This is a genomic window from Arthrobacter sp. zg-Y750 (assembly GCF_020907365.1).
Classification (GTDB): domain Bacteria; phylum Actinomycetota; class Actinomycetes; order Actinomycetales; family Micrococcaceae; genus Arthrobacter_B.
This window is the reverse complement of the sequence record NZ_JAJJOC010000013.1, coordinates 168,195-193,398: the sequence shown is the minus strand read 5'-3', so window position 1 is coordinate 193,398 and position 25,204 is coordinate 168,195. Positions and strand designations below refer to the sequence as shown.

The 25,204-nt window shown below is 65.4% G+C and carries 21 protein-coding genes; 9 read left to right on the top strand and 12 right to left on the bottom strand.

What is annotated here, in order from left to right:
* The first annotated feature begins 5 nt into the window (after positions 1-5).
* The 3 genes from polA (at position 6) to rpsA (ending at position 5,946) form a co-directional block, all read left to right on the top strand.
* Positions 6-2,816, top strand: a complete 2,811-nt coding sequence (gene polA / locus LOC57_RS08730; protein WP_442860715.1) for a DNA polymerase I — start codon at positions 6-8, stop codon at positions 2,814-2,816.
* A 35-nt stretch (positions 2,817-2,851) separates the two neighbouring features.
* On the top strand, positions 2,852-4,195 hold the full coding sequence (locus tag LOC57_RS08725) for a GNAT family N-acetyltransferase (protein ID WP_229959173.1): 1,344 nt from the start codon (positions 2,852-2,854) through the stop codon (positions 4,193-4,195).
* Between the two features lie 278 nt (positions 4,196-4,473).
* Positions 4,474-5,946, top strand: a complete 1,473-nt coding sequence (gene rpsA / locus LOC57_RS08720; RefSeq protein ID WP_227911299.1) for a 30S ribosomal protein S1 — start codon at positions 4,474-4,476, stop codon at positions 5,944-5,946.
* 42 nt (positions 5,947-5,988) lie between these two features.
* On the opposite strand, the gene LOC57_RS08715 is transcribed toward rpsA, so the two are convergent.
* The 5 genes from LOC57_RS08715 to LOC57_RS08695 are packed head-to-tail and all read right to left on the bottom strand — an operon-like array spanning position 5,989 to position 11,788.
* Positions 5,989-7,008, bottom strand: a complete 1,020-nt coding sequence (locus tag LOC57_RS08715; RefSeq protein WP_442860714.1) for a LacI family DNA-binding transcriptional regulator — start codon at positions 7,006-7,008, stop codon at positions 5,989-5,991.
* 56 nt (positions 7,009-7,064) lie between these two features.
* On the bottom strand, positions 7,065-8,501 hold the full coding sequence (locus tag LOC57_RS08710) for a GH1 family beta-glucosidase (RefSeq protein WP_227911300.1): 1,437 nt from the start codon (positions 8,499-8,501) through the stop codon (positions 7,065-7,067).
* A complete protein-coding gene (locus LOC57_RS08705) occupies positions 8,501-9,409 on the bottom strand; it encodes a carbohydrate ABC transporter permease (protein WP_227911301.1) in 909 nt (302 codons plus the stop codon). The genes LOC57_RS08710 and LOC57_RS08705 overlap by 1 nt, the downstream gene beginning before the upstream one ends.
* Positions 9,406-10,407 carry a carbohydrate ABC transporter permease gene (locus LOC57_RS08700; protein WP_227911302.1) on the bottom strand — a complete coding sequence of 334 codons (1,002 nt, stop codon included), beginning with the start codon at positions 10,405-10,407 and terminating at the stop codon, positions 9,406-9,408. Before LOC57_RS08700 ends, LOC57_RS08705 begins: the two co-directional genes overlap by 4 nt.
* 58 nt (positions 10,408-10,465) lie before the next feature.
* A complete protein-coding gene (locus LOC57_RS08695) occupies positions 10,466-11,788 on the bottom strand; it encodes an ABC transporter substrate-binding protein (protein WP_227911303.1) in 1,323 nt (440 codons plus the stop codon).
* A 478-nt stretch (positions 11,789-12,266) separates the two neighbouring features.
* Between LOC57_RS08695 and LOC57_RS08690 the strand changes: the two genes are divergently transcribed.
* Entirely contained in the window at positions 12,267-12,614 is a 348-nt protein-coding gene (locus tag LOC57_RS08690) for a hypothetical protein (protein WP_229959172.1), read from the top strand.
* 28 nt (positions 12,615-12,642) lie between these two features.
* Here LOC57_RS08690 and LOC57_RS08685 read toward each other — a convergent pair whose 3' ends face one another.
* Together LOC57_RS08685 and LOC57_RS08680 are read right to left on the bottom strand one after the other, a co-directional pair.
* Complete coding sequence (locus LOC57_RS08685; RefSeq protein ID WP_229959170.1) at positions 12,643-13,779, bottom strand: class I SAM-dependent methyltransferase; 1,137 nt, start codon at positions 13,777-13,779, stop codon at positions 12,643-12,645.
* Positions 13,776-14,450: an IMPACT family protein gene (locus LOC57_RS08680; protein WP_229959168.1), complete on the bottom strand. Its 675-nt coding sequence runs from the start codon at positions 14,448-14,450 to the stop codon at positions 13,776-13,778. The genes LOC57_RS08685 and LOC57_RS08680 overlap by 4 nt, the downstream gene beginning before the upstream one ends.
* Positions 14,451-14,542: 92 nt before the next feature.
* Between LOC57_RS08680 and coaE the strand changes: the two genes are divergently transcribed.
* Positions 14,543-15,175 (top strand): dephospho-CoA kinase, encoded by a 633-nt coding sequence (coaE, locus tag LOC57_RS08675; protein WP_331460648.1) that lies wholly within the window; start codon positions 14,543-14,545, stop codon positions 15,173-15,175.
* A gap of 59 nt (positions 15,176-15,234) precedes the next feature.
* On the top strand, positions 15,235-17,313 hold the full coding sequence (uvrB, locus tag LOC57_RS08670) for an excinuclease ABC subunit UvrB (protein WP_229959166.1): 2,079 nt from the start codon (positions 15,235-15,237) through the stop codon (positions 17,311-17,313).
* Between the two features lie 59 nt (positions 17,314-17,372).
* Here the strand turns inward: uvrB and LOC57_RS08665 are convergent, their stop codons facing one another.
* The gene (locus LOC57_RS08665; RefSeq protein WP_229959164.1) at positions 17,373-18,545 is read right to left on the bottom strand and encodes a polysaccharide pyruvyl transferase family protein; all 1,173 of its coding nucleotides are present in this window, start codon (positions 18,543-18,545) and stop codon (positions 17,373-17,375) included.
* A gap of 127 nt (positions 18,546-18,672) precedes the next feature.
* On the opposite strand from LOC57_RS08665, the gene LOC57_RS08660 reads away from it, so the two are divergent.
* Positions 18,673-19,122 (top strand): hypothetical protein, encoded by a 450-nt coding sequence (locus tag LOC57_RS08660; RefSeq protein ID WP_227911309.1) that lies wholly within the window; start codon positions 18,673-18,675, stop codon positions 19,120-19,122.
* Positions 19,091-19,282, top strand: a complete 192-nt coding sequence (locus tag LOC57_RS08655) for a hypothetical protein (protein ID WP_227911310.1) — start codon at positions 19,091-19,093, stop codon at positions 19,280-19,282. Before LOC57_RS08660 ends, LOC57_RS08655 begins: the two co-directional genes overlap by 32 nt.
* A 33-nt stretch (positions 19,283-19,315) precedes the next feature.
* Here LOC57_RS08655 and LOC57_RS08650 read toward each other — a convergent pair whose 3' ends face one another.
* The 3 genes from LOC57_RS08650 to LOC57_RS08640 are packed head-to-tail and all read right to left on the bottom strand — an operon-like array spanning position 19,316 to position 23,653.
* The gene (locus LOC57_RS08650) at positions 19,316-20,629 is read right to left on the bottom strand and encodes an alpha/beta fold hydrolase (protein ID WP_227911311.1); all 1,314 of its coding nucleotides are present in this window, start codon (positions 20,627-20,629) and stop codon (positions 19,316-19,318) included.
* Positions 20,626-21,102: a GNAT family N-acetyltransferase gene (locus LOC57_RS08645; RefSeq protein WP_227911312.1), complete on the bottom strand. Its 477-nt coding sequence runs from the start codon at positions 21,100-21,102 to the stop codon at positions 20,626-20,628. The genes LOC57_RS08650 and LOC57_RS08645 overlap by 4 nt, the downstream gene beginning before the upstream one ends.
* 10 nt (positions 21,103-21,112) lie before the next feature.
* Positions 21,113-23,653, bottom strand: coding sequence for a DEAD/DEAH box helicase (locus tag LOC57_RS08640; protein WP_227926594.1), 2,541 nt, complete (start codon positions 23,651-23,653; stop codon positions 21,113-21,115).
* Positions 23,654-23,721: 68 nt separating this feature from the next.
* Between LOC57_RS08640 and LOC57_RS08635 the strand changes: the two genes are divergently transcribed.
* Positions 23,722-24,534 (top strand): trans-aconitate 2-methyltransferase, encoded by an 813-nt coding sequence (locus LOC57_RS08635; RefSeq protein WP_229959162.1) that lies wholly within the window; start codon positions 23,722-23,724, stop codon positions 24,532-24,534.
* A 6-nt stretch (positions 24,535-24,540) separates the two neighbouring features.
* On the opposite strand, the gene LOC57_RS08630 is transcribed toward LOC57_RS08635, so the two are convergent.
* Positions 24,541-25,179, bottom strand: coding sequence for an MBL fold metallo-hydrolase (locus LOC57_RS08630; protein WP_229959160.1), 639 nt, complete (start codon positions 25,177-25,179; stop codon positions 24,541-24,543).
* Between the last annotated feature and the right edge of the window lie 25 nt (positions 25,180-25,204).

Here is a 25,204-nt window from a genome sequence, read left to right as displayed (position 1 = left end):
CATTTGTGAGTGAATCTACCAAACTGGCCGGCACCCCCCTTAGCAACAGCGACACCGAAAACAGCGGCACCGAGGATAGCAGCACCAAAAGCAACGGCACGGACGCCGGCACTGCAGCGGTTCAGCTCGGGAACGTGAATGCCGGGGGACACAACCGGTTGCTGGTGATTGACGGTCACTCCATGGCTTTCCGGGCCTTCTACGCCCTCCCGGCCGAGAACTTCTCCACCGACACGGGCCAGCACACCAACGCGGTGTACGGATTCACGTCCATGTTGATCAACCTGATCAAGGAAGAGAAGCCCACCCACGTAGCGGTGGCCTTTGACCTGGACACGCCGACGTTCCGCTCGGAGGAGTACACCGAGTACAAGGGCGGCCGGAACAAGACGCCCGAGGAGTTCCACGGGCAGATTGACCTGATTATCAAGGTCATGGAGGCCATGCGCATTCCTACCCTTTCCATGGACGGCTACGAAGCGGACGACGTCCTGGCAACCCTCGCCACCAAGGCGTCGGCGCAGGACTGGGACGTGATGGTGGTCTCCGGTGACCGCGATGCCTTCCAGCTGGTGGATGACCATGTCACCGTGTTCTACCCCAAGAAGGGTGTATCCGATCTGCCCCGGATGGATGCCGCGGCGGTCGAAGCGAAGTACCTGGTGCCGCCGGACAAGTACTCCGACCTTGCCGCGCTGGTGGGCGAGACCGCGGACAACCTGCCGGGCGTTCCCGGTGTGGGACCCAAGACGGCGGCGAAGTGGATTAAGCTCTACGGCGGCCTCGAGGGGATCCTCGAGAATCTGGACGCCATCAAGGGCAAGGTTGGCGATTCCCTGCGCGAGAACATCGAAGATGTTAAGCGGAACCGGCGCCTGAACCGGCTGCTGCGGGACCTGGACCTGCCCGTGGAGCTCGACGCGATGGCGGCCCGGCGCCCGGACCGGGAGGCCATCGAGGAACTCTTCGACGCCCTGCAGTTCAACGCGCTGCGCAAGCGGCTCTTCGACGTTTACGGGGAAGAGGAGGGCGAGGCCAGCACCCATGCCGAAGTGGCTGCCCCCGAACACAGTGTCCTGACGGACGCCGGTGCCCTGCAGGACTGGCTGCGGGCCACCAACCAGGCCCGCACCGCCGTGCAGCTTGTGACCGAAGGAGCGGCCGCGTCCCGCGACGTCGTCGGCATCGCCCTGGTGACCGACGCCTCCGCGGCCTATGTGCCGCTGACCGGGCTCGACGCCGAGGCCGAGCAGGTGCTCGCGGCATGGCTCGGGAACCTGGCTGCTCCCAAGGTGGTGCACGATTTCAAGGAGGCCTACAAGTCACTGGCCGCCCGCGGGCTGCACCTGGCCGGGGAAGTGGATGACACCGCCATTTCCGGCTACCTGATCCAGCCGGACCGCCGCAGCTACGAACTGGCGGACCTGGCCCAGTACCACCTGAAAATGAATATTGTTCCGGCGGCAGCAGCCAGCAACCAGTTGGAACTGTCCCTGGGCGATGAAGATGCAGCCACCCCTGCCGTATCCAAGGCCTTCGCGGCACTGCGCCTGAGCGAGCACTTCGCCGGCCAGCTCGTGGAGCGCGGAGCCAACCAGCTGCTGGGCGGACTGGAGCTGCCGCTGTCCGAGGTGCTGGCGGAAATGGAACTGGCCGGTGTTGCCGTGTCCTCCGAGAAGCTGGACCGGCTGCTCGATGATTTCAGCGCCACCATCACGCACGCCAGCGACGAGGCCTTCCGGATCATCGGCAAGGAAATCAACCTCGGTTCGCCCAAGCAGCTGCAGGCGGTCCTCTTTGATGAACTCGGCCTGCCGAAGACCAAGAAGATCAAGACCGGCTACTCCACCGACGCAGACGCGCTGACGGACCTGATCGTCAAGACCGGGCACCCGTTCCTTGAACAGCTGCTGGCCTTCCGGGACGCGTCCAAGCTGCGCTCCACCGTGGAGGGACTGCGCAAAGCCGTTGCCGACGACGGCCGCATCCACACCACGTACGCCCAGACGGTGGCGGCCACCGGACGCCTGTCCTCGGTGAACCCGAACCTGCAGAACATTCCGATCCGCTCGGAGGAGGGCCGCCGCATCCGCGAGGTGTTCGTGGTGGGCAACGGCTACGACGAACTGCTTACCGCCGACTACTCGCAGATCGAAATGCGGATCATGGCCCACCTTTCCGGTGACGAAGGGCTGATTTCCGCCTTCCGTGCCGGCGAGGACCTGCACCGCTTTGTAGGCTCGCATGTGTTCAACGTGGCGCCCGAAGAAGTAACCAGCGCCATGCGTTCCAAGGTCAAGGCCATGTCTTACGGCCTGGTCTACGGCCTGAGCTCCTTCGGCCTGTCCAAGCAGCTGGCCATCCCCGTCGATGAAGCCCGGACCCTGATCCGGGACTACTTCGAACGCTTCGGCGCCGTGCGCGACTACCTGCGCGGCGTCGTCGAGCAGGCCCGCAAGGACGGCTTCACCTCCACCATCGAGGGGCGCCGACGCTACCTGCCGGACCTTTCCAGCGACAACCGGCAGCTGCGCGAAATGGCTGAGCGTGCCGCGCTGAACGCCCCCATCCAGGGGTCCGCGGCGGACATCATCAAGAAGGCCATGCTGGGCGTGGATGCCGAGCTGAAGGCACAGGGACTCAAATCCCGGATGCTGCTGCAGGTCCATGATGAACTGGTCCTCGAAGTCGCTCCCGGCGAGCGGGACACGGTGGAAAAGCTGGTCCGCGCGCAGATGGGCGCGGCGGCGGACCTGTCTGTGCCGCTGGATGTCTCGGTTGGTCAGGGCGTCAGCTGGCACGAAGCCGGCCACTAAGTGCGCGGCGCCGCCGCTTCAACACAGGGGGAAGCATGGGAACGGACAACGGCACGAACAACGGCGCGAACAACGGCGCGGTCGGGCTGCGGTTCGCTTCGTTCCCGGCCGGTTACGACTCCGCGGACCATAGCAAGGCCGATGAGCGGACAGTTCGGTGGTTCGACGCCGTTAACCTTGGCTTCCACGAGGACCGCAGCATCCCGGAACGCTTCCCGGCCCAGGTGGACGGTTACCTGCGGGACGGGCGGATCCTGACCGCGGTATACGACGACGATATGCCGGAGTATGCCTGGGATCCGGCGGTGCCAGTGGCCACCTACGGCACCATGGTCAACGACTTGAACGTAGGCGGACGGGAGCTGCTTCCCGCTCATTTGGTTACGGCGGTCACCGTGCGTCCCACGCACCGGCGCCGCGGGATCCTGCGGCAGATGATTACCTCGGACCTTGCGCGGGCCAAAGCGGCCGGCTTGGCGCTGGCGGCCCTCACGGCGTCGGAGGCAACCATCTATGGACGGTTCGGGTTCGGCGCCGCCACTTCCACCGCCCGAGTAGAGCTGGACACCAGGGGTGGCCTGGAGTTCAGTGCGCCGCCGAGGGGCAGCATTGCCGTTGCCGACCCTGACAAGATCCTGGCGTTGGCGCCGGAACTTTTCCGGGCCCATCTGGAGCGTACCTTCGGTGCCCTGGGCCGGCAGCATGCGTACGCCATGCGTGCGGCCGGGAAATGGAACGGGGAAAACACGGAACCGGACCGGGCGGTGCGCAGTGTCCTGCGCTTCAACGCAGAAGGGCTCCCGGACGGCTACGCGGCCTACAAGTCGCTGGGCTGGCGAAACGAACCGCACACCATGAAGGTCATCGACCTGGTGGCGGCCAGTGACGAGGCGTACCGCGAACTGTGGCGTTACCTGGGGTCCATCGACCTGGTGGACCGGTTGACGTATGCCGAAGCTCCGGTGGAGGATCCGCTGCCATGGATGCTCGCGGATCGGCGCCGCTACACCGTAAAGGACATCGAGGACGTCCTGTGGCTGCGGATCCTGGACGCTCCGGCCGCCCTGGCCGCGCGCGGCTATTTCGGCGACGGCGCGGTGGTGCTCCACGTCACGGATCCGATGGGCCTGGCGGACGGGACCTTCCTGCTGAAGGTGCGTGACGGCGTCGGGACATGCGCTCCGGCCGAACCGGGAGAGGACGCCGGCACGCTCCGGGCGGAGCTGACGGTTGCGGCCCTGGGCTCGCTCTACCTGGGGGCGGTGAGTGCCCGGACCTTGGCAGCCGCCGGGGGAGTGCGGGCTCAGGATGATGCGCTGTCCCTTCTGGACTCACTGTTCGCGGCAGGACCGGCGCCCTACTGCAGCACGCATTTCTAGGCCCCCGGGGTCCCCGCGCGCCGGATCCGGGTGTTTTTCTCCAGGTCACCGGGCAATCCCCTTTGACCTGCGTTGGCGGGTCCGGCTAGACTGATCGGGCGCGTAATAGCGCGAGTTATTACCCATCCTGTCCATCTCCGGGCAAACAAGCTGTTCGTCGCAGGCATTTACGTGCCTTCGTCTTTCACTTGGGCCAGTATCTGCCTGCGGGTTACCCCGCCGGTTAGTGGAAACCAGTCCGGAATACAAAACAACTTCCACATCGGAGTCCCAACTACATGACCATCACCACCAACGAGAAGTCCGGTACCCCGCAGGTCGCCATCAACGACATCGGTACTGCCGAGGACTTCCTCGCCGCGATTGACGCAACGATCAAGTACTTCAACGACGGCGATCTCGTCGAAGGTACCGTTGTCAAGGTTGACCGCGACGAGGTCCTGCTCGACATCGGTTACAAGACCGAGGGTGTCATTCCTTCCCGCGAGCTTTCCATCAAGCACGACGTTGATCCCGGAGACGTTGTCTCCGTTGGCGATCAGGTCGAAGCCCTGGTGCTCACCAAGGAAGACAAAGAAGGCCGTCTGATCCTGTCCAAGAAGCGCGCACAGTACGAGCGCGCCTGGGGCGACATCGAGAAGGTCAAGGAAGAAGACGGCGTCGTTACCGGTACCGTCATCGAGGTTGTCAAGGGTGGTCTTATCCTCGACATCGGGCTGCGCGGCTTCCTGCCGGCATCCCTCGTGGAGATGCGTCGTGTCCGCGACCTGGCTCCGTACATCGGCCAGCAGATCGAAGCCAAGATCATCGAGCTGGACAAGAACCGCAACAACGTTGTTCTGTCCCGCCGCGCATGGCTCGAGCAGACCCAGTCCGAGGTTCGCTCCACGTTCCTCAACAAGCTGGAAAAGGGCCAGGTTCGTCCGGGCGTTGTTTCCTCCATCGTCAACTTCGGTGCATTCGTGGACCTGGGCGGCGTCGACGGCCTGGTTCACGTCTCCGAGCTGTCCTGGAAGCACATCGACCACCCCTCCGAGGTTGTCGAAGTTGGCCAGGAAGTCACCGTTGAGGTTCTGGAAGTTGACCTCGACCGCGAGCGTGTCTCCCTGTCGCTGAAGGCTACGCAGGAAGATCCGTGGCAGACCTTCGCCCGCACCCACGCCCTCGGCCAGGTTGTTCCGGGTAAGGTCACCAAGCTGGTTCCGTTCGGTGCGTTCGTCCGCGTCGAAGACGGCATCGAAGGCCTGGTCCACATCTCCGAGCTGGCAGTGCGCCACGTGGAGCTCGCCGAGCAGGTTGTCTCCGTTGGTGACGAACTGTTCGTCAAGGTCATCGACATCGACCTTGAGCGCCGCCGCATCTCGCTGTCCCTCAAGCAGGCCAACGAGGGCGTCGACCCCGAGGGCACCGAGTTCGATCCGGCTCTGTACGGTATGGCTGCAGAGTACGACGAAGCCGGCAACTACAAGTACCCGGAGGGCTTCGACCCCGAGTCCAACGAATGGCTCGAAGGCTACGAGACCCAGCGTGCCGCTTGGGAGCAGCAGTACGCTGACGCCCAGGCCCGTTGGGAAGCCCACAAGAAGCAGGTCGCCCAGCACAACTCCGAGGACATCGCTGCTGCATCGGAATCCCACGATTCCGGCACCACCAGCTACTCCTCCGAGCCGGCCGTTGCCGAGACGGGTGCCGGCACGCTGGCTTCCGACGAAGCCCTGGCTGCACTGCGCGAGAAGCTCACGGGCAACTAATTCCGGCCAGGCCGCTTCTGTATGTATGCCGTTCCGTTGGCGCTAGGCAGATTCCCGGACCACAAGGGACGTGGGCAGCCGCGTGACGCGTTCCGCCGGACGCCCTTCGATCAGGTCCACCAGGATCTCGGCCATCTTCTCGCCCAGCAGCGAGATCGGGTGGTGGATGGTGGTCAGCGCCGGGGCCACGCTGGTGGCGTAGTAGTCATCATCAAATCCGACGACGGCGACGTCGTCGGGGATCCGCAGCCCGCGTTCCTTGAGCACCGTGTAAGCACCGGCTGCCATCTGGTCATTGGCGGCGAAAACGCCGTCCAGGGGCTGCCCGCGGTCCAGCAGCCGGCGCATGGCGGCGGCCCCCGAGGCCACGGTAAAGTCACCGGCTTCCACTAGGAGGTCGCTGAGGCCGGCACGCTGCACTGCAGTACGCCAGCCCGCCAGCCGGTCCACGCCCGGATGCATGTCCTGCGGGCCGGCAATGGTTGCAATACTGCGCCTGCCGGCACTAATCAGCCGCTTGGTGGCCGTCGCCGCCCCTTCCTCGTTGTCCACCTCGACGAAGTAGGCCTCAGCGGAGTCCAGCAGGGGACGGCCCGCGAAGACCAGCGGCAGGGAGCCGTTCAAATGCGTCCATGAATGATCCCCGGTGTGGTGTGACACCACCAGGACCCCGTCCACGTTTCCGCCCAGCAGGTACCGCCGGGTTTTCTCCGGATTGGACTCAGAGGACGTCACCATGTTGAGCATGTACTCGGTGGTGCTTAGGTAACGTGCAACGCCTTCCACCACGGCCGCGAAGAAGGGATCCGCGAAGACCTTGGAGGTGGACTCCGGGACCAGCAGGGTCACAGTGTAGGTGCGTCGGCTGGCGAGGGTCCTGGCAGCACGGTTCGGCACATAGTTCAGCACCTTCACTGCCTGCTCCACCGACGTGACGAGGTGCGGGTCAACGGAGGATGAACCGTTGACCACGCGTGACACCGTGGCACGGGAGACTCCGGCCAGGGCCGCGACCATTTCGAGGGTCGGGGCGGAACGGACCTGGCCGGACTCAGCTTTCACTTATATCTCCCTGCGCCTTGGGCCGGGGTGCCCGGCTGATGCCAGCTTACGGGACCTCACACGGCTGTCGCTGCCCCTGCGGCGCTCCGGGTCCCGGCGATGAGGCCGCGGTAGGCATGTCCGCTGTCCTTCACCGTCCGCTCCTGCGTGTCGTAATCCACCCGGACAATGCCGAAGCGTTTGCTGTAGCCCCAGGACCACTCGAAATTATCCAGCAGGGACCACACGAAGTAGCCGCGCACATCGGCACCGGCGGAGATGGCCTCTCCCACGGCGCGGATGTGGTCGAGGATGAAGCGCGTGCGCTCAGCATCCGGGACGCTGCCGTCTTCGGCAACCTCGTCCTCGTACGCGGCACCGTTCTCGGTGATGTAAAGCGGAGGCAGGTCCGGGTACTCCTCGCCCAGCCGCAGGAGCAGCTTGCGCAGCCCGTCCGGGTTCACCTCCCAGTCCATCCCCGTGCGCGGCAGGCCGCGGCTGGGGAAGGTGATGTGTTCGGCCCCAACCCACGGAGACGCCGTCGGCCGTCCTGCACCCCCGCCGTGCCCGTCGGAGCCGCTGGTATCCGGGTGTCCGCTGATTTGGTCATCGTGGTAGTGGTTCACGCCCAGGAAGTCGATGCGGGCGCCAATGGTTTCCATGTCGCCGGGCTGGATGACCTCTTGGAGGCCATAAGGCGCCAGGTCGCGGAGGGAATCCTCCGGATATGATCCGCGCAGGATGGGATCCAGGAAAATCCGGTTCTGCAGGGAGTCGAACTGGCGCGCGGCCTCGAGGTCTATGGGGTCCGCCGGGTCACGGGGGATGGAGTTGCTCAGGTTCAGGGTGATGCCGATCTGCTCCGCGCCCAGGCGGCGGAGTTCGTTCACCGCCATGCCGTGGGCCAAGTGCTGGTGGTGGACGGCGGCAACCGCTGCACGCGGCTCCTGCCGGCCGGGAGCGTGCGCCCCGGACCCGTAACCGAGCAGCGACGAGCAGAACGGTTCATTAAACGTTGTCCAGTGCTCCACCCGGTCGCCCAGCGCGGAGTAGACATCCTGTGCATACTCCACGAACCGGTATGCGGTGTCGCGGTTGGTCCACCCGCCGGCCTCCTCCAGGGCCTGGGGGAGGTCCCAGTGGTAGAGGGTGAGCCAGGGAAGGATCCCGGCTTCCAAGAGTTCGTCCACCAGACGAGAGTAGAAATCCAGCCCCTTGCGGTTGAGGTCCCCGCCGCCCGGCCGAACCCTCGCCCAGCTGGTGGAAAACCGGTAGGAGTCCAGTCCCAGGTCCTTCATCAGGGCCACGTCCTGCGGCATCCGGTGGTAGTGGTCCACGGCAACTGCCGGGGTGTCTCCGTTGCGTACGTTGCCGGGTACTGCGGCAAAGGCGTCCCAAATGGAGTCTTCCTTGCCGTCCTCCCGCGCTGCGCCTTCAACCTGTGCGGCCGCGGTGGCGGATCCCCAGATGAAGCCGGCCGGGAAGTTGTTCCATTCCGGGGTGTTGTTAGTCATTAACCCTTCACTGCTCCCTGCATAATTCCGGATATAAGTTGTTTGCCTGCCAGCACAAAGAGGATGAGCAGGGGGATGGTGGACAGTACAGCGCCGCTGAGGACTACCGAGTAGTCCACGTACCGTGAGGACTGCAGCTGGCTGAGCGCGGTTTGGAGCGTGGGATTGCTTGCATCCAGGACCAGCAGCGGCCACAGGAAGTCGGTCCACGCGGACATAAACGTAAAAAGGCTGAGGATTGCCATGGCCGGACGGGCCGCGGGCAGCGCGACGTGCCAGAACGTCCTGATCATGTTGGCCCCGTCCATACGGGCGGATTCGATGAGTTCGTCGGGAATGACGTCCACGAGATATTGGCGCATAAAGAATACGCCGAAGGCCGTTACCAGCGTCGGCACGATTACGGCGCCGATTTCACCGGTCCAGCCGAGCTCCCGCATCACCATGAACAACGGGATGATGCCAAGCTGGGTGGGAATGGCCATGGTGGCCACAACCGCCACCATCAGCACACCGTTGCCGCGGAAGCGCAGCTTGGCAAACGCGTAGCCCGCCAGCGTGGAGAAGATGACCACGGAAACGGTGATGATGCTGGAAATCAGGATGCTGTTCCACAATGCCGTCCAAAACGGGATGGTGTCCAGCACCTCGCCCACGTTCGCCCAGAAGTTACCGCCCGGCAGCAGCGGCGGGTACGTCAGGCCCAGCGCCTCGTTGGAGCGGCTGCCTACTACTGCAGACCACCACAGGGGATAGGCCGAGCCGACGAAGAAGGCCAGCAGCAGGCCGTACGTCAGGAAACCGGGGCGGAGCCCATTCCCGAGGATCCTGTTCCGCAGGGCCTGCTTCCTCCTGGGAGGGACGCTTCCGCGCCCCGGGGCGGGGGCTTTGCGTTCAATGACACTCACTTGTTCTTCCCTTTCAGTGCCGCACGACGGCGGGACCGCCGGCTGTCCGAGGAGGCTATGCGCCTGGACAGGGCCAGGTTGACGACTCCGAAAACGACAATCAGGAGGAACAGGAGCCAGGCAATGGCCGAGGCCCTTCCGAAGTCCTGGCGCTGGAAAGCCATCTCCCAGAGGTACAGCACAGTTGTCTGGAACTGCCGTTGGGCGCCGCCGGCGTACGTCGGATCCAGCAGGCGCGGCTCCGTGAAGATCTGCAGCCCGCCGATGGTGGAGGTGATCACTACGAAGATCATGGTGGGCCGGATGCTGGGCAGCGTAATGCTGAAGAACCGGCGGACGGCGCCCGCACCGTCCAAGGCTGCGGATTCGTAGATTTCGCGCGGTACCGACTGCATGGCGGCCAGCAGGATCAGCGCGTTGTAGCCGGTCCACCGCCAGTTGACCATGCTCGCCACCGCGACGTGGCTGGGGAAGGTTTCCGTGCGCCACTGGATCGGATCGATTCCGAAGTTGCCCAGGATGCTGTTGATCAGTCCGTGTTCTTCACCGAACATGTTCGTGAAGATCAGTGCAACGGCCACGGGGGTCACAACGTAAGGGACCAGCACACTCATCCGCCAGAAGGTCTTGGCGCGGATGTTCTGATCCAGTACGGCTGCAATCAGCAGTGCCCCGGCAAGCTGGGGGATGGCGGACAGAAGGAAGATGCTCAGCGTGTTGAAGAGCGAGTTCCAGAAGAAACGGTCACCCAGGACGTCGGCAAAGTTTCCCAGACCGACGAAGTCGCCCTGGCCCTTCAGCAGGTGCCAGTCGTAGAGGGACACAAAGAACGTGTAGATGAGCGGGAACAGGCCCACCAGTGCGAAGAGCAGGAAGAAGGGGGAAATGTACAGGTAGGGGGAAACTTTGAAGTCCCACACATTGAGACGCTGCCGGAAGGACAGTTCGGGCTTGGGGGCCGGTGCTGCCGGCGCGGGTGGCTTTACGGTTACGGTCATGTTGATTCTCACAGTCCATGCGGGGGCCTCCGGTTTCCCGGAGGCCCCGACGGGTGTGCTAGTCCTTGACGACCAGCTCGTTCAGTAGCTTGACTGCTTCATTCCAGGAGCCCTCGCCGTCCAGGCTGCCCGAATCGAGCTGGGTCAGTGCGGCACCGAACACCTTCTCCTGGATGACGGAGTCATCCGGGCCCTTGAACTGAGCCTTTACGCCTTCTGCACGCGAGGCCAGGATGGCTCCGGTCGGCGCGTTGTTGAAGACGGTATTGGGTTTGGCTTCCTCGGCAAGCTGCTTCTGTGCTTCAAGGGTGCTGGGGAAGTTGTTTGCCGCAGCGGACTGCTTGACCTGCTGTTCCGGGGCGGTGAGCCAGGCAGCCAGGGCTGCTGCTTCTTCCTTGTGCTCGGAGGTTTCGGGAACGGAGAGGAATGCACCGCCCCAGTTCGAGGCGCCGCCGGGGAAGACATCAGCAAAGTCCCAGCCGGAGTTCTCGCTGCCGCCGGCAGATTCCAACTGTTCCTGGATGGTGCCGAGCATCCATCCCGGGCAGACGAACGTGGCGAAGGAACCGTCGGTGAAGGCCCGGCCCGTGCCCCAGTCCCACTTCTTTTCGTTGGCGGAGAGACCGGCTTCGGTTCCCGCTGCCAGCTGCATGAACTGTTCCTTCATGGCGGCGTTGTCCTCGATGTTCAGCTCGCCGTCAGCCGTGTAGTAGCCCTCTTCCATCTGGTTCACCATCGAGTTCCAGACGAAGCCGGACTGGTCGTACCAGGCCTTGCCGGTCTTCTCGTGGTACTGGTTGCCCAGTTCGAAGTAACGGTCCCAAGTGGCGTCGTCGCCGCCGAACAGTTCGGCAACAGCTTCCCGGTCGCTGGGCAGGCCGGCGGCTTCGAAGAGCTTGCCGTTGTAGCACAGGCCCTGCGGACCGATATCCGTGCCGTAGCCGATAACGCGGCCGTCAGCATCGGTGCCCTGCTCGAACTTCCAGTCGACCCAGTTGTCCTTGATGTCAGCGGCACCGTAATCGTTCAAATCGACGAACTGGTCCGAGACCTCCATGACGGCTCCGAGCCAGCCTTCCTCGATGGCCACCACATCGCTGACACCGGAACCGGCAGCGAGTTTCGTGAAGAGGTCGGTCTGGGCGTTGGCGCCGCGGTCAATGTTGTTGTGGGTGATCTTGATGCCCGGGTTGGCCTCTTCGTACTCCGCGTAGAGGTCGTCGTAGCCGAAGGTGCCGAAAGTGGTGACAGACAGTTCGATGGGGTCCTCGGCGGTCCCTGCCTGGCTGTCCTTGTCGCCGCCGCCGCAGCCTGCGGCAAGCAGGGCCAGAACGGCGGCGCCTGCCACTGCTCCTGCCCGGTGTTTAAAGTTCTTCTTCACGGTCACTCCTTTGTGTGTGGGTCTAGCCGGTAAATAAGTGGACCGTGCCGTGAGCTGAGCCGGGGCTGATCCGCTGAGATGGGACTGGTTGTGGATTTCGAGAGCTGCCCGGCGCGAACGTGCCTGTGAGAGAGCGCTCTCTGATCTTCGTCAGAGCCTAAGTGTGACGCAGGGCACTGTCAAGAGAGCGCTCTCTCGCGCGTCGCTGAGAGGCCGTTTGCGCTGTGTCGGCGCCGGTGAGCGCGGCGCGCCCGGGTTACGCTGGTGCCGCCGACGCCGATCAGGGGGACCAATGCCGGAACAAGACCCGCCGCAGGGCTATCAGCCGCAGCAGCCGCACCCGCCGCAGGGCTATTGGCCACCGCCGGTGCAGGGGAACCTCCCGCAGCAGCCGCACCCGCCGCACCCGCCGCAGGGCTATTACCCTCCGCAATGGCAGCAACCGGAGAAGGCGCGTCGGTCAGGAGGGGAAAAGGCGGTGCTTATCGGCGGTTCCGTGCTTACCTTCCTGCTCGCGTGTTATAGCGCGTGGATTGCGTTCCTGGGTTTCATCATCCTGGGACTGAGCCAGGGAGGCTCCTACGCCCCGGGGGAGCTGGAGAAATATGAACTGATGCTCGTCCTGCTTTGCCCCGGACCCCTCGTCGCCCTGGGGCTCGCCTGGGCCGGCTACGGCGTGCTCCGCCGCCTAAAGCGTCCCGTTGGGGCGCTGTCTTGGTTCAGCGTGTTCCTGCTGGCGTGGCTGCTGATTTTCCTTTTGTGGCTGGGTCCGGAGCTGGCCTTCCCGATGACCGGCTCTTTGTCGAACGGCGGGACACCGCGCTAAGCGAACAGCAGCGCCATGCCTGTCTCGGCTAGCGCCGGGTGCTCACAGTGACGGTGAACTTGGGGTTGCGCGCCACCTCGCGGGTAGGTCCCACCAAGCGGTTCAGCGCGGCCTTGTAGGTGAGGTGGCTGTTCCACACCGTCCACAGTTCCCCGCCGGGAGCCAGGACCCGGCCGGCGTCGGCAAAAAGCTTGAGCGCGATGCCGGCGTGTACGCTGGCGCCGATGTGGAACGGCGGGTTGAGCACCACCAGTTCCGCCGACGCATCCGGCCGGGTGCTGAGGGCATCGTCCCGGTATACCTGCACCCGGTCTGCCACCCCGTTCGCGGCCATGGTCTGCACTGCAGAAGCCACGGCGGCTGCGGATTGGTCGGTCGCGATGACCTGCAGGGACGGGCGTGACAGGGCCAGGTAAGCCGCAATGGCGCCGGTGCCGCACCCCAGGTCGATGGCTGCGGAGGCGTCCCGGGCGCCGCTGAGGTGCGGCAGGAGGAAACGGGTGCCGATGTCCAGCGACGCGCCGGCAAATGCCGCCCCGTAGGCGCGCAGTTCAAGCGGTGCCGGGAGGCCGACGTCGTGCTGCCCGGCCAGCGGGAACCGGTTGGCCGGGAGCGGATCCAGCGGTGCCGACACCGTGAGGACGCGCGATTTCTGCCGTGCCAGTGAAGCGGTGACGGAGCCGAACCAGCGGCTGAGCACCGTATTCATGGCCGTGGTCATGTGCTTGAGCCGGCCGCCGGCGTACACCACCACCCGCGGATCGGCATGCCGGGCAATCAGCGCGGCAATCTCCTCGAGTGCATCCAGGGACCGCGGCAGGCGCAGCAGGACGGTCCGGGCACCGGTCAGCAGTTCGGGTCCAAGGGGCAGGGAGCTGAACGTCCCCGCGAGCCCGGCTGCGTCCGCATTGCGCTGCAGGGCCAGCTCGCCGGAGTACGGGTCCTGGTGCACGCGGATTTCCCGTACACCGTAACCGGCCGCCGCGCCCAGGGTGAGTGCACCGTAGGAGTCGCCGATGACGACGACGCCGCCCGCCAGCAGCCGGTCAGCTGCGGTGTCCAGCAGCAGCCGGTCAGCTGCGTCATGCGCCTGCAGGTTCCCGGCCTCGACGTCGGGGTATCGCCGGAGCGCCTCAAAGTCGAAGCCGGCGGGGGCGTGCGTCACAGATCGATCCATTCTGTTCTCAGCGGTTCAGGGGTGCTGCCGCCGGCGGTAAGGGCTGCCAGGCGGTCGCGGAATTCTTCAGCCGTGCCGGGTACATCCGGCAGGGCCACGGTGATGCTGGCGCCGGAGGCGCCGTAGTCCGTGCCGGTGACACTGATACCGGCGCTGCGCAGTTCGTTCTCCAGCCGGCCGGCATCGGCGTGGGACGCCGGGACGGCGTAAAGCTGCATGCGCCGGCGGCGGAGCAGGGGAGCGGCTGCCAGTGCGGAGGAGACGGACTCGGAATAGGCGCGCACCAAGCCGCCGGCACCGAGCAGGATGCCGCCGAAGTACCGCACGGTCACCGCGGTGATGTCGCTCAGATCGGTGGCACCGCCGAAGGTTTCCCGTTTGGTCAGGGCCTCCAGCATCGGGATGCCGGCCGTTCCGGAGGGCTCGCCGTCGTCGTTGGAGCGCTGGACTGAACGGGTGGGGCCAAGGACGAACGCACTGCAGTGGTGCCGCGCGTCATGGAACTCCCGGCGGAGCCCGGCTACCAGCGCGCGGGCCTCTTCCTCGGTTTCGGTGCGCTGCAGCACGGTGATGAAGCGTGAGCGCTTGACGTCCAGTTCGGAGCGGTGTTCCCCGGCGATGGTGGTGTAGCGCCCCGCCGCCGCGTCGATATCACTCACTCTTCCATTCTAGTGGCCGCATCTGCTGGCGCCGACGGCGTGACGGGTGGCGCTGACGGGAGGGCCAGCGCCGGAGGACTACGCTGGTGGACATGCTTAAGGTTGGACTCACCGGCGGAATTGCCGCCGGAAAATCCCTGGTGGCCCGCACCCTCACCGAATGCGGTGCCGTACTGATCGACGCGGACGCGTTGGCCCGCGAAGTGGTGGAACCCGGCACAGCAGGGCTGGCCGCGGTGGTGGACGCGTTCGGTCCGCAGGTCCTGGCCGCGGACGGCAGCCTGGACCGCCCCGCCCTGGCCGCCGTTGTGTTCGGCGACGAGAAGCGGCGGGCAGTGCTGAACGGGATCATCCATCCGCTGGTGCGCGCCCGGGCCGCCGAGCTTGCGGCTCAGGCGCCGGAGGACGGAATCCTGGTGCAGGACATACCGCTGCTCGTGGAAACCGGGCAGGCCGGGAACTTCGATTTCGTGCTGGTGGTGGAGGCTCCCGAAGACGTCCGGCTGGAGCGGATGGTGCGCGACCGAGGAATGGCTCCCGAAGCTGCACGGGCCAGGATCGCCGCCCAGGCCACCGCCGAAGAGCGGGCCGCTGCTGCCGACGTCGTCCTGCACAATACCGGTGGCCCCGACGAGCTGGTGGCCGCGGTGCGTGCGCTGTGGGATACGCGCCTTGTGCCGCTGAACCGGAACGTTTCCGGAGAACGCGGCGCTGCCGGCGCCTGAGGTTCAGCCCGTAGCAAAGCGGACAGTGGCTGTCCGCGCAGCGGAGTATTTTTGTAGGCATGAGTCTTGCGCAGGACATCAAGAGAGTTGTGGCGCCTTTCGAGGTCGTCAGTGAATATAAACCCGCCGGTGACCAGCCCGCCGCCATTAAGGAACTCGCCGAGCGGATCAACGCCGGCGAGAAGGACGTAGTCCTCCTGGGTGCCACCGGCACCGGTAAGAGTGCCACGGCGGCGTGGCTCGTGGAGCAGGTCCAGCGGCCCACGCTGGTGATGGTGCAGAACAAGACCCTGGCGGCGCAGCTGGCCAACGAATTCCGGGAACTGCTGCCCAACAACGCCGTGGAGTATTTCGTCTCCTACTACGACTATTACCAGCCCGAAGCGTACGTTCCGCAGACGGATACCTTCATCGAGAAGGACTCCTCCATCAACGAGGAAGTGGAACGGCTGCGGCACTCGGCCACCAACGCGCTGCTGACCCGCCGCGACGTGATTGTGGTGGCCACGGTGTCCTGCATTTACGGCCTGGGCACCCCGGAAGAGTACATCGAGGGCATGGTGACGCTGCGCCGGGGCCAGCAGATGAACCGTGATGACCTGCTGCGCAAATTCGTGTCCATGCAGTACGTGCGCAACGACATGGATTTCCACCGCGGGACCTTCCGCGTGCGCGGAGACACCGTGGAGATCATTCCCATGTACGAGGAGACCGCGCTGCGGATCGAGTTCTTCGGCGACGAGGTGGAGAGCATCCACACCCTGCATCCGCTCACCGGCAACGTCATCCGCGAAGAGGATGAGATGTATGTCTTCCCCGCCTCGCATTACGTGGCCGGCGAGGACCGCATGCACCGCGCCATCCGGCGCATCGAAGATGAACTGCAGGTGCGGCTGAAGGAACTGGAGTCCCAGAACAAGCTGGTCGAAGCCCAGCGGCTGCGCATGCGGACCACCTATGACCTGGAAATGATGCAGCAGATGGGTTTCTGCAACGGCATCGAAAACTACTCCCGGCACATCGACGGCCGCGGCCCGGGCACCGCCCCGCACTGCCTGCTGGACTACTTCCCGGACGACTTCCTGCTGGTGGTGGATGAATCCCACGTCACCATCCCGCAGATCGGTGCCATGTATGAAGGCGACATGTCCCGCAAGCGGACCCTGGTGGACCACGGCTTCCGGCTGCCCTCCGCCATGGACAACCGGCCGCTGAAGTGGGACGAGTTCCTCGAGCGCATCGGCCAGACCGTGTATATGTCGGCCACGCCCGGCAAGTACGAGCTGTCCAAGGCCGACGGTTTCGTGGAGCAGATTATCCGGCCCACCGGCCTGGTGGACCCGCAGGTGGTGGTCAAGCCCAGCAAGGGCCAGATCGACGATCTGCTGGGGGAGATCCGCACCCGCACCGAACGGAACGAACGCGTCCTGGTCACCACGCTGACCAAGCGGATGGCCGAAGACCTGACCGGATACCTGCTGGAGCACGGGATCAAGGTGGAATACCTGCACTCCGACGTCGACACGCTGCGCCGCGTGGAGCTGCTGCGCGAACTGCGGATGGGCACCTTCGACGTGCTGGTAGGCATCAACCTGCTGCGCGAAGGCCTGGACCTGCCCGAGGTGTCCCTTGTGAGCATCCTGGATGCCGACAAGGAAGGCTTCCTGCGTTCCTCCACGTCGCTCATCCAGACCATTGGGCGTGCCGCCCGTAACGTCTCGGGCGAAGTGCACATGTACGCGGACCGGATCACCGATTCCATGGCGCATGCCATTGATGAGACCAACAGGCGCCGCGACATCCAGATTGCCTACAACAAGAAGCACGGCGTGGACCCGCAGCCGCTGCGCAAGAAAATCGCGGACATCACGGACCAGCTGGCCCGCGAGGACGCCGACACCAAGGCTCTCCTGGAAGAGGCAGCGAAGAAGAAGACCAAGGGCAAGGGCAAGGGCGTGCGCAAGGACGGTCTGGCCGCGGCCCCGGCGGAAGACCTGACCGAGCTGATTGCCTCCATGACCGAGCAGATGCATGCCGCAGCCGCGGAGCTTCAGTTCGAGCTGGCCGCGCGTCTGCGGGACGAGGTCGGGGACCTGAAGAAGGAACTGCGGCAGATGCAGTCAGCCGGGCACGCATAGGCGGCTGCTCACCGCCCGGCCAGCATTGCGCGGGCAATGCTGGCCGGGCGGTAAGGACGCTAACGGCTTAGGGCTGTCAGGGCTTTGCTCCGCAGCGAGCGGATACCTGCCGGACGGTTTTCGGCCGGGTACAGGCGTGCGGCCTCCGCACGCTTCTGTTCGATTCGCAATCCCAGCGAATTCTTCAGCGTGCCGGGGACCTTCGGCATGGACAGCGGACCGCCGTTTCCGGTATCCACGGTCCATCCGCTGCCCAGCGTGGTCAGGGACGCATGCTTGACGTCGTAGTAGCCTTCTTTCACGCTAAGCGCGACGCCCCTTGCCCCGGCTGCCGCAGCAAGGAAATGGAAGTGGAAGCGCGTGGTGATCCATTGCTGGCGCGGACCAATTGGAAGCCCTTCCTGCCATACCCGGACAAAGGGATAGAAGTTCTCCGCAGGGATCAAATCCGCCAGGAGGGCGTACGCCGTATGGTCGACCCCCGGGATGGCTTCCACATAGTAGACAGGCGTGCCGTCGAGCGTCAGCTGCTCAATCAGGGTGCGCGCCGAGGCTACCGCCTGGTGGAACCTGCCTTCATCGTTCATGTCTTCCTGGATGCAGACGAAGATCCCTTCGGGGCCGTCGGACCTGGCGATCTCCGCTTCGACTCCCAGGAACGCATCATCCAGTCCCCGTTTGGCTGAGAAAGCCGCAGCGCTCTGATCGTCGCGGACACTGACATAGTCAAAATCCCCGAACAGTCCGGCGGCGTCCTCTTCGGCGACCGCCAATGGCATCAGGCCCTGCCCGGTGGCGTACAGCCTTGCGCCGGTCAGCTCCTTGACGGCCTGCATGCCAGCCACGAGTCCGGCGTGCTGCGGCCACACTCCGTTCACATAGCCCCCGCCCAGGAGGTGCAGCGACTGGACCTCGCGCAGCTTGAGCAGACCGAGGTCATAGGCCGCTGATCCGAGGTTCCGAACCAGGCCGGCAACCCTCTGCGGGACCTCTTCCGGGGACAGCGCTGCCGCAGCTTCTCCGACCGCGCGCCACAGCGTGTTGGTGGTCCGGAGCCGAGGATGGAGATTGCCGAACAACAGATCCGCCATACCCGGCTGGGGGCAGTCCAGCCATACTTCGGTGTCCGGGGACGTTGCAGCCAGGTGCCTGAGCCATGAAGCAGTGATGAATTCGTCGCCGAAATTGGGGTTCCCCGCCGTGGCGACCAAGTAGTAGGGTCGAGTATCCATCTCCTCACCCTAGCGCAGCCGGCAGGGGGAAACGGCAGGGGAAACGGCAGGTCGAAACGGGGAAAACGGCAGGGGCCGGGTAGCGTGCCGCGCCAGTGGCCGGGGGCCCCGCGGTTAGGCTTGTGACATGGTCCCGCCTTTCACCGTGCCGACGCCTCCTGCCGCGCCTGAGCCGGCCGCCGTCGTCGGCGCCCCGTGGTGGGAGATCCTCGGAGCCCTGGGACCGCTGGCCGTGCTGGCTGCGGCCATCCTGACCTTCATCATCGGCTGGAAAACACTGGAGCAGCGCCGGAAGGCGGACCAGCGTTCAGAATGGTGGAACCGCGCCCAGTGGGCCATCGAGGCGTCCATGTCCGAAGATCCCCGGCGGCAGGAGACCGGGCTGGGAGTGCTGGACCTGCTGGCCCAGAGCGACCTGGCCGGGGAGGAGGAAACCGCCATCATCAGCATCGCGTGGGCGCGCCCGCTGACGGCAGTCGTGGACGCGGACGCCCGGATGAGTGAGAATGAACTAGCGAGCACACCCGGAACGAAGGAGGCTGACCATGACTACGGCAGCACTGTCACAGGGAAATAAGACTCCCGGCCGCTCCGAGTCCGCCGGCCATAATACGGAGCAGGGGCGGGACCAGGAACGCGTGCAGATCAGGGCCGCCCGGCTGCGGCTGACCACGGACCGCAAGCTCGGCAAGACCACCCCGGACTGGGTCCGGAAACTGGCGGACCGCCCGCTCTAACCCGGTTACCCCCCCCGGTTACCCCCCCCCCGGTTATTCCCCGCCGCGCACCATGCCCAGCAGCCGGTCGAAGATGGCCTCGCCGTCGTCGGCAATACCGTCGTGGTGGTAGTCGGCGCTCTCCCAGACCTTTAGTCCCTGGACGGCGGCGGCCGTCTCCAGCGAGATATCCCGGTCCACGTAGATGTCATCCGTGTATACCGCAGCGGCCACGGGCACGGTGTTGCCGGCCAGCCGGCCGGCGTCGTACAGCGGCACCCAGTCCGCTTTGCGGGCCAGCAGTTCCGCGGTCTGTTTCAGGGGCACCAGCGCCGGATCCTCGTCGAAGTACCAGGGGTAGACCATTTCGCCGGTGAACAACGGCGCTTCGGCGGTGGGCTCAAACTCCGGGTAGGACTTCAGCACCCGCCACGCCGCCCAGTCCGTGGCGGATCCCTGCCCGTAGATCGACTCATGCATCAGCGCGTAGAGCGGGTTGGAAGCGCGGCTGACCAGCCCGTGCACAGTCTCCAGGAAGGTGTCGGAGAGCCGTTCGCCTCCGGGTGCCGGCACAAAGGCTTCCTCCAGCAGATGATGCAGCCCGTCCACCCGGGTGTTGCCGCCCAGATAGGAACCGGCCATCTGGAAGCGCTGTACGCTGAGCCGTTCCCCGCAAGGCAGGAACTCGGGCACGGCCTCCAGGTGCCGGGCAATCCGTGTGGTCAGCTCGCGGTCTTCCGGATAGCGGGCAAAGTATTCGGCGTTGCGGGCAGCCACCCGGCGGAAGGTCGCGTCGTAGACCCGGTCAGCGGGACCGGACAGCGGTGCCAGTCCGCCGGTGATCAGAGATTCACGCAGCCCTTCGGGGGCAAAGGACAGGTACGTGAGCGTGCAGAAGCCGCCGTAACTCTGTCCGTAGGTGGTCCACGGTCCCGAGCCCAGCGCCTGCCGGATCAGCTCGGCGTCGGCCACGATGGAATCGGCCCGGAAATGCGTCAGGTACGCAGCCTGTGCTGCGGCATCGCCGCGCAGGGCCAGGGTCTGCCGGTCCGCCGGGGTGGAAAGACCGGTGCCCCGCTGGTCCAGCATCAGGATGCGGAAGTGCTTGGAAGCGGCCTTCGTCCAGCCGCCGAACTGCAGCAGCCGGTTGCCCTTTCCGCCGGGTCCGCCCTGCAGGTACAGCAGCCAGGGCAGTTCCTGCACCATGGCCGGGCGCTGCCCGGCGTCGGAATACTCGCGCGCGAACACGGTGATCGTTTCGCCGTCGGGCACCGAGTGGTCCAGCGGCACGGTGAACCGGTGCTCGGTTACGTTCATGCCGCGGACCCGGTAGGTGCGCGACGCCGCGTGGGGGACGGGCGCGTTCATTCGGCACCGCCGAAGGAGGCCAGCGCCTCGCCGGTGAGCCGGAACGTGGTCCACTCATCCTGCGGCAGGGCCCCCAGGGACTTGTAGAACCGGATGGAGGGTTCGTTCCAGTTCAGCACGCACCATTCCACCCGCGCATAGCCGCGCTCCACGGCGATGTTCGCCAGGGTGCGCAGCAGTGCCTTGCCCATGCCCTTGGCCCGCGCCTCAGGACGCACATACAGGTCCTCAAGGTAAATGCCGTGCACACCTTCCCAGGTGGAGTAGTTCAGGAACCACAGCGCGAAGCCCTGCACTGCACCCTGGTACACCGCCACGTGGGCGAAAATTGCCGGATGGTCCCCGAAAAGGTTCTTTTCCAGCGCCTCGGCCGTGTTTTTCACGGCGTGCGGCTCTTTTTCATAGATCGCCAGGTCATGGATCAGTTCCAGGATGACGGGGACATCTTCTTTGCGTGCGGGGCGGATCTGCATGGGGTCCAGCCTAATCCAGCCGTCCGGCGGAGATCACCCTGATGACCGGGCTGCCGGCTTCGTCCGACGCCGCCAGGTCCACCTCCGCGGTGATGCCCCAGTCAAGGTGGCCCGCCGGATCCTTGAAGATCTGCCGCACGTTCCACTTGCCGGGAACTTCCGTGATGATCAGCAGGTCCGGGCCGCGGCCGTCGGGGCCGTCGTCGATGTCGTCGTGTTCCTCGAAGTAGGCGTCCAGCACCTGGGCCCAGCGGTCGGCGTCCCAGCCGGCGTCGCCGTCGAGCTCGCCCAGGGCGCGGTCATCCTCGTCGGCAAACAGCTTCACCCGGGAGAACATTTCGTTGCGCACCATCACCCGGAAGGCCCGCACATTGGAGGTGAGCCGGTCCGGGGCAGGCGGCAGGACGGGTTCATCCGTGGCGGCCGGATCGACGCCGGAGGTCAGTTCCTCCCATTCGTCCAGCAGCGAGGAATCGGTCTGCCGGACCAGTTCGCCCAGCCACTCGATGATGTCCTCCAGATCCTCCCGCAGCCGCTCCGGGGGAACGGTGTGCAGCAGTGCCTTGTAGGTGTCCGAGAGGTAGCGCAGCAGCACACCCTCGGAGCGCGCCAGGGAGTAGAAGGCCACGTACTCGCCGAAACTCATGGCGCGTTCGTACATGTCCCGGACAATCGACTTGGGGCTGAGCTCGAACTCGCCCAGCCAGGGGGCGCCGGACCGGTAGACCTCGAAGGACTGTTCCAGCAGCTCAGCCAGCGGCTGGGCGTAGGTGACCTCTTCGAGCAGGGCCATCCGCTCGTCGTACTCGATGCCCTGGGATTTCATGGCCGCGATTGCCTCGCCGCGGGCCTTCTTCTCCTGGGCGGAGAGCACCTGGCGGGGCTTTTCCATGATGGCTTCGATCACGGACACCACGTCCAGCGCGTAGGACGGGCTGTCCGGGTCCAGGATCTCCAGGGAGGCCATGGCGAACGGGGACAGCGGCTGGTTCAGGGCAAAGTTCGGCTGCAGGTGGACCTTCAGCCGAACCGTGCGCCCGTCGGCGTCGGGCTCGGGCAGCACTTCGACAATGCCGGCGGTCTTCAGCTCGCGGTAGATGCTCAAAGCCTTCTTCATCAGCGCCAGCTGCGAGGAACGCGTCTCGTGGTTGTGCGTGAGCAGCTTCTTCGCCGCGGCAAACGGGTCACCCGGACGCTCCAGCAGGTTCAGCAGCATGGAGTGGGTGATGTTGAAGCTGGAGGTCAGCGGCTCCGGGGTGCCGTCCACCAGTTTCTCGAAGGTCGGCTTGCCCCAGGACACAAAACCGGCCTGCGGTTTCTTCTTCACCACCTGGCGCAGTTTCTTCTGGTCGTCGCCGAACTTCGCGTGCGCCTTGGCCATGGCCTTGGCGTTTTCGATCACGTGGTCCGGCGCCTGGACCACCACGGTGCCGGCCGTGTCATAGCCGGCCCGCCCGGCGCGTCCGGCAATCTGGTGGAACTCGCGGACCTTCAGCGGCCGGGTGCGGGTGCCGTCGTACTTGGACAGCGCCGTGATCAGCACCGTGCGGATGGGCACGTTGATGCCCACACCCAGGGTGTCGGTGCCGCAGATGACCTTGAGCAATCCGGCCTGCGCCAGCTGTTCAACCAGGCGGCGGTATTTGGGCAGCATGCCGGCGTGGTGCACGCCGATCCCGTGCCGCACCAGCCGGTTCAGCGTCTTGCCGAATCCGGGGGCAAACCGGAACCCGGCAATCAGCTCCGCGATCCGGTCCTTTTCCTCCCGGGTGCAGACGTTGATGCTCATCAGCGCCTGCGCCCGGTCAATGGCCTCGATCTGAGAGAAGTGCACCACGTACACCGGGACCTGCTTGGTGGCCAGCAGTTCCTCCAGTGATTCCTGGACCGGCGTTTCCACGTAGTAGTAGTGCAGCGGGATGGGCCGCTGCACGGAGGAGACCGTCACCGTGTCGCGGTTGGTCAGCTCGCTCAGTTCGTTGGCGATGCGGGTCATGTCGCCCAGGGTGGCGGACATCAGCAGGAACTGCGCCTGCGGCAGCTCCAGCAGCGGCACCTGCCAGGCCCAGCCGCGCTGCGGATCCGAGTAGAAGTGGAACTCGTCCATGATGACGGTGCCCAGGTCCGCGTCCGGGCCTTCGCGCAGGGCAATGTTGGCCAGGATCTCCGCAGTGCAGCAGATGATGGGCGCGTCCTTGTTCACCGAGGAATCGCCGGTGACCATGCCCACGTTCTCCGCCCCGAAGATCTCGCACAGCGCGAAGAACTTCTCCGATACCAGGGCCTTGATGGGGGCGGTGTAGTAGCTGCGCTCGTCTTGGGCCATGGCATAGAAGTGCGCGGCAATGGCCACCATCGACTTACCGGACCCGGTGGGGGTGGCCAGGATGACGTTGTTGCCGGTCACCAGCTCCATGACAGCTTCGTCCTGGGCGGGGTACAGCGACATTCCCCGGCTCTCGACCCACTCCAGGAAGGACGTGTAGGTCTCGTCGGGGTCAACGGTGCGGGTGGCGGAATCCGGGGAGGGCAGCTGCTCAAGAAGTTTCATGTCCATACCAGACTATCGGGCCGCGCCGATCCCGTTTTACGGCCTCAGCAGCGGCTAGGCTCGGCGGCATGAAATGGGATCCGGACAAGTACACACAGTTCTCCTCGCACCGGGACCGGCCATTCTTCGACCTCACCGCCCGGATAGCGGCATCCTCACCCCGGCGGGTGGTGGATTTGGGCTGCGGCACCGGCGCCCTGACCGCGGCGCTCGCTGCCCGTTGGCCCGGGGCGCAGGTCACGGGGGTGGATTCCTCCCGCGACATGATCGAAGCCGCCCGGGGGCTGGAGGACGTGCCGCCGAACCTGGACTTCGTGCACGGCCGGATCGAGGACTGGGAGCCGGCCCCCGGCACCGGCGTCGTTGTGTCCAACGCCGCCCTGCAGTGGGTGCCGGGACATCAGGACCTGCTGCAGCGCTGGGCAATGGCGCTCGACGACGGCGCCTGGCTGGCCGTGCAGGTACCGGGCAACTTTAATGCACCCTCCCACGTGCTGCTGCGGGAACTGGCGGCGAGCGCCGAGTGGGCCGGCAAGCTGCAGGGGGTGCTGCGCCACAGCGATGCCGTGGATGAACCGGAGGATTACCTGGCATTGCTGACCGAGGCCGGCTTTGCGGCCGATGTATGGGAAACCACCTACCAGCAGGTCCTGTACGGAACGGACCCGGTATTGGACTGGGTGCGCGGGACCGCGCTGCGGCCGGTCATCAATGCCCTGTCCGAAGCGGACTTTTTCCAGTTCGAGGCGGAGTACGCCGAATTGCTGGAAGAGGCCTATCCGTCGGAAGGGTGGGGAACGGTGTTCCCGTTCCGCCGGCTGTTTATGGTCGGGCGGAAGCAGGGCCAGGCCTCGGGCGGAAGCTTTCCGCGCGGCCGGTAGCCGGTTTTACCAGCCGCGTTCCTTCCATTCCTGCAGGTGCGGGCGCTCCGCACCCAGGGTGGTGGCCGCCCCGTGCCCGGGGTGCACCACGGTGTCATCCGGCAAGTATTCGAACACACGTTCGAATACGTCGCGGTACAGGGACGCAAACCGCTCCGGATCCTTCTGGGTATTGCCCAGTCCGCCCGGAAACAGCGAATCCCCGGTGAAGAGGTGCGCAGGGCCGGACGGGTCCCGGTAGAGCAGTGCCACGGAGCCGGGTGTGTGTCCGCGCAGCTTGATCGCCTCGAGTTCGGCTCCGCCGAAGGGCACGGTATCGCCGTGTTCCAGCGGCAGCAACGTGGGAACCTCGATGTCCGGAATGTCTTCCGTGCCGGCTGCGGTACGTGACCCCGTCTCCGCTACGGTCTCTGCCAGGGCCCGCACATGGTCCCAGTGGCTGTGTGTGGTGATGACCGTTCCAAGCCGCGCGGGGGCCTGGGCATCGGCAGCCCCCTCGCCCAGCAGGCGCCGGATCGCGGGGAAGTCGTCCGCCGCGTCAATGAGCACCTGGACACCGGACTCCTTGTCGGTGAGCAGGTACACGTTGTTGTCCATGGTGCCCACGGACACGCTGCGGATGGTGATGTTCTGCAGATCTTCCATCCGGCAAGTCTAGCCGGGCAGGGGC

What these genes read in the sequence shown, in the direction of transcription:
- LOC57_RS08725 (WP_229959173.1), top strand. Translation starts at nt 2,852, where the DNA reads ATGGGAACGGACAACGGCACGAACAACGGCGCGAACAACGGCGCGGTC.
- rpsA (WP_227911299.1), top strand. Translation starts at nt 4,474, where the DNA reads ATGACCATCACCACCAACGAGAAGTCCGGTACCCCGCAGGTCGCCATC.
- LOC57_RS08710 (WP_227911300.1), bottom strand. Translation starts at nt 8,501, where the DNA reads ATGACTAACAACACCCCGGAATGGAACAACTTCCCGGCCGGCTTCATC.
- LOC57_RS08700 (WP_227911302.1), bottom strand. Translation starts at nt 10,407, where the DNA reads ATGACCGTAACCGTAAAGCCACCCGCGCCGGCAGCACCGGCCCCCAAG.
- coaE (WP_331460648.1), top strand. Translation starts at nt 14,543, where the DNA reads ATGCTTAAGGTTGGACTCACCGGCGGAATTGCCGCCGGAAAATCCCTG.
- uvrB (WP_229959166.1), top strand. Translation starts at nt 15,235, where the DNA reads ATGAGTCTTGCGCAGGACATCAAGAGAGTTGTGGCGCCTTTCGAGGTC.
- LOC57_RS08665 (WP_229959164.1), bottom strand. Translation starts at nt 18,545, where the DNA reads ATGGATACTCGACCCTACTACTTGGTCGCCACGGCGGGGAACCCCAAT.
- LOC57_RS08660 (WP_227911309.1), top strand. Translation starts at nt 18,673, where the DNA reads ATGGTCCCGCCTTTCACCGTGCCGACGCCTCCTGCCGCGCCTGAGCCG.
- LOC57_RS08655 (WP_227911310.1), top strand. Translation starts at nt 19,091, where the DNA reads ATGACTACGGCAGCACTGTCACAGGGAAATAAGACTCCCGGCCGCTCC.
- LOC57_RS08650 (WP_227911311.1), bottom strand. Translation starts at nt 20,629, where the DNA reads ATGAACGCGCCCGTCCCCCACGCGGCGTCGCGCACCTACCGGGTCCGC.
- LOC57_RS08645 (WP_227911312.1), bottom strand. Translation starts at nt 21,102, where the DNA reads ATGCAGATCCGCCCCGCACGCAAAGAAGATGTCCCCGTCATCCTGGAA.
- LOC57_RS08640 (WP_227926594.1), bottom strand. Translation starts at nt 23,653, where the DNA reads ATGAAACTTCTTGAGCAGCTGCCCTCCCCGGATTCCGCCACCCGCACC.
- LOC57_RS08635 (WP_229959162.1), top strand. Translation starts at nt 23,722, where the DNA reads ATGAAATGGGATCCGGACAAGTACACACAGTTCTCCTCGCACCGGGAC.
- LOC57_RS08630 (WP_229959160.1), bottom strand. Translation starts at nt 25,179, where the DNA reads ATGGAAGATCTGCAGAACATCACCATCCGCAGCGTGTCCGTGGGCACC.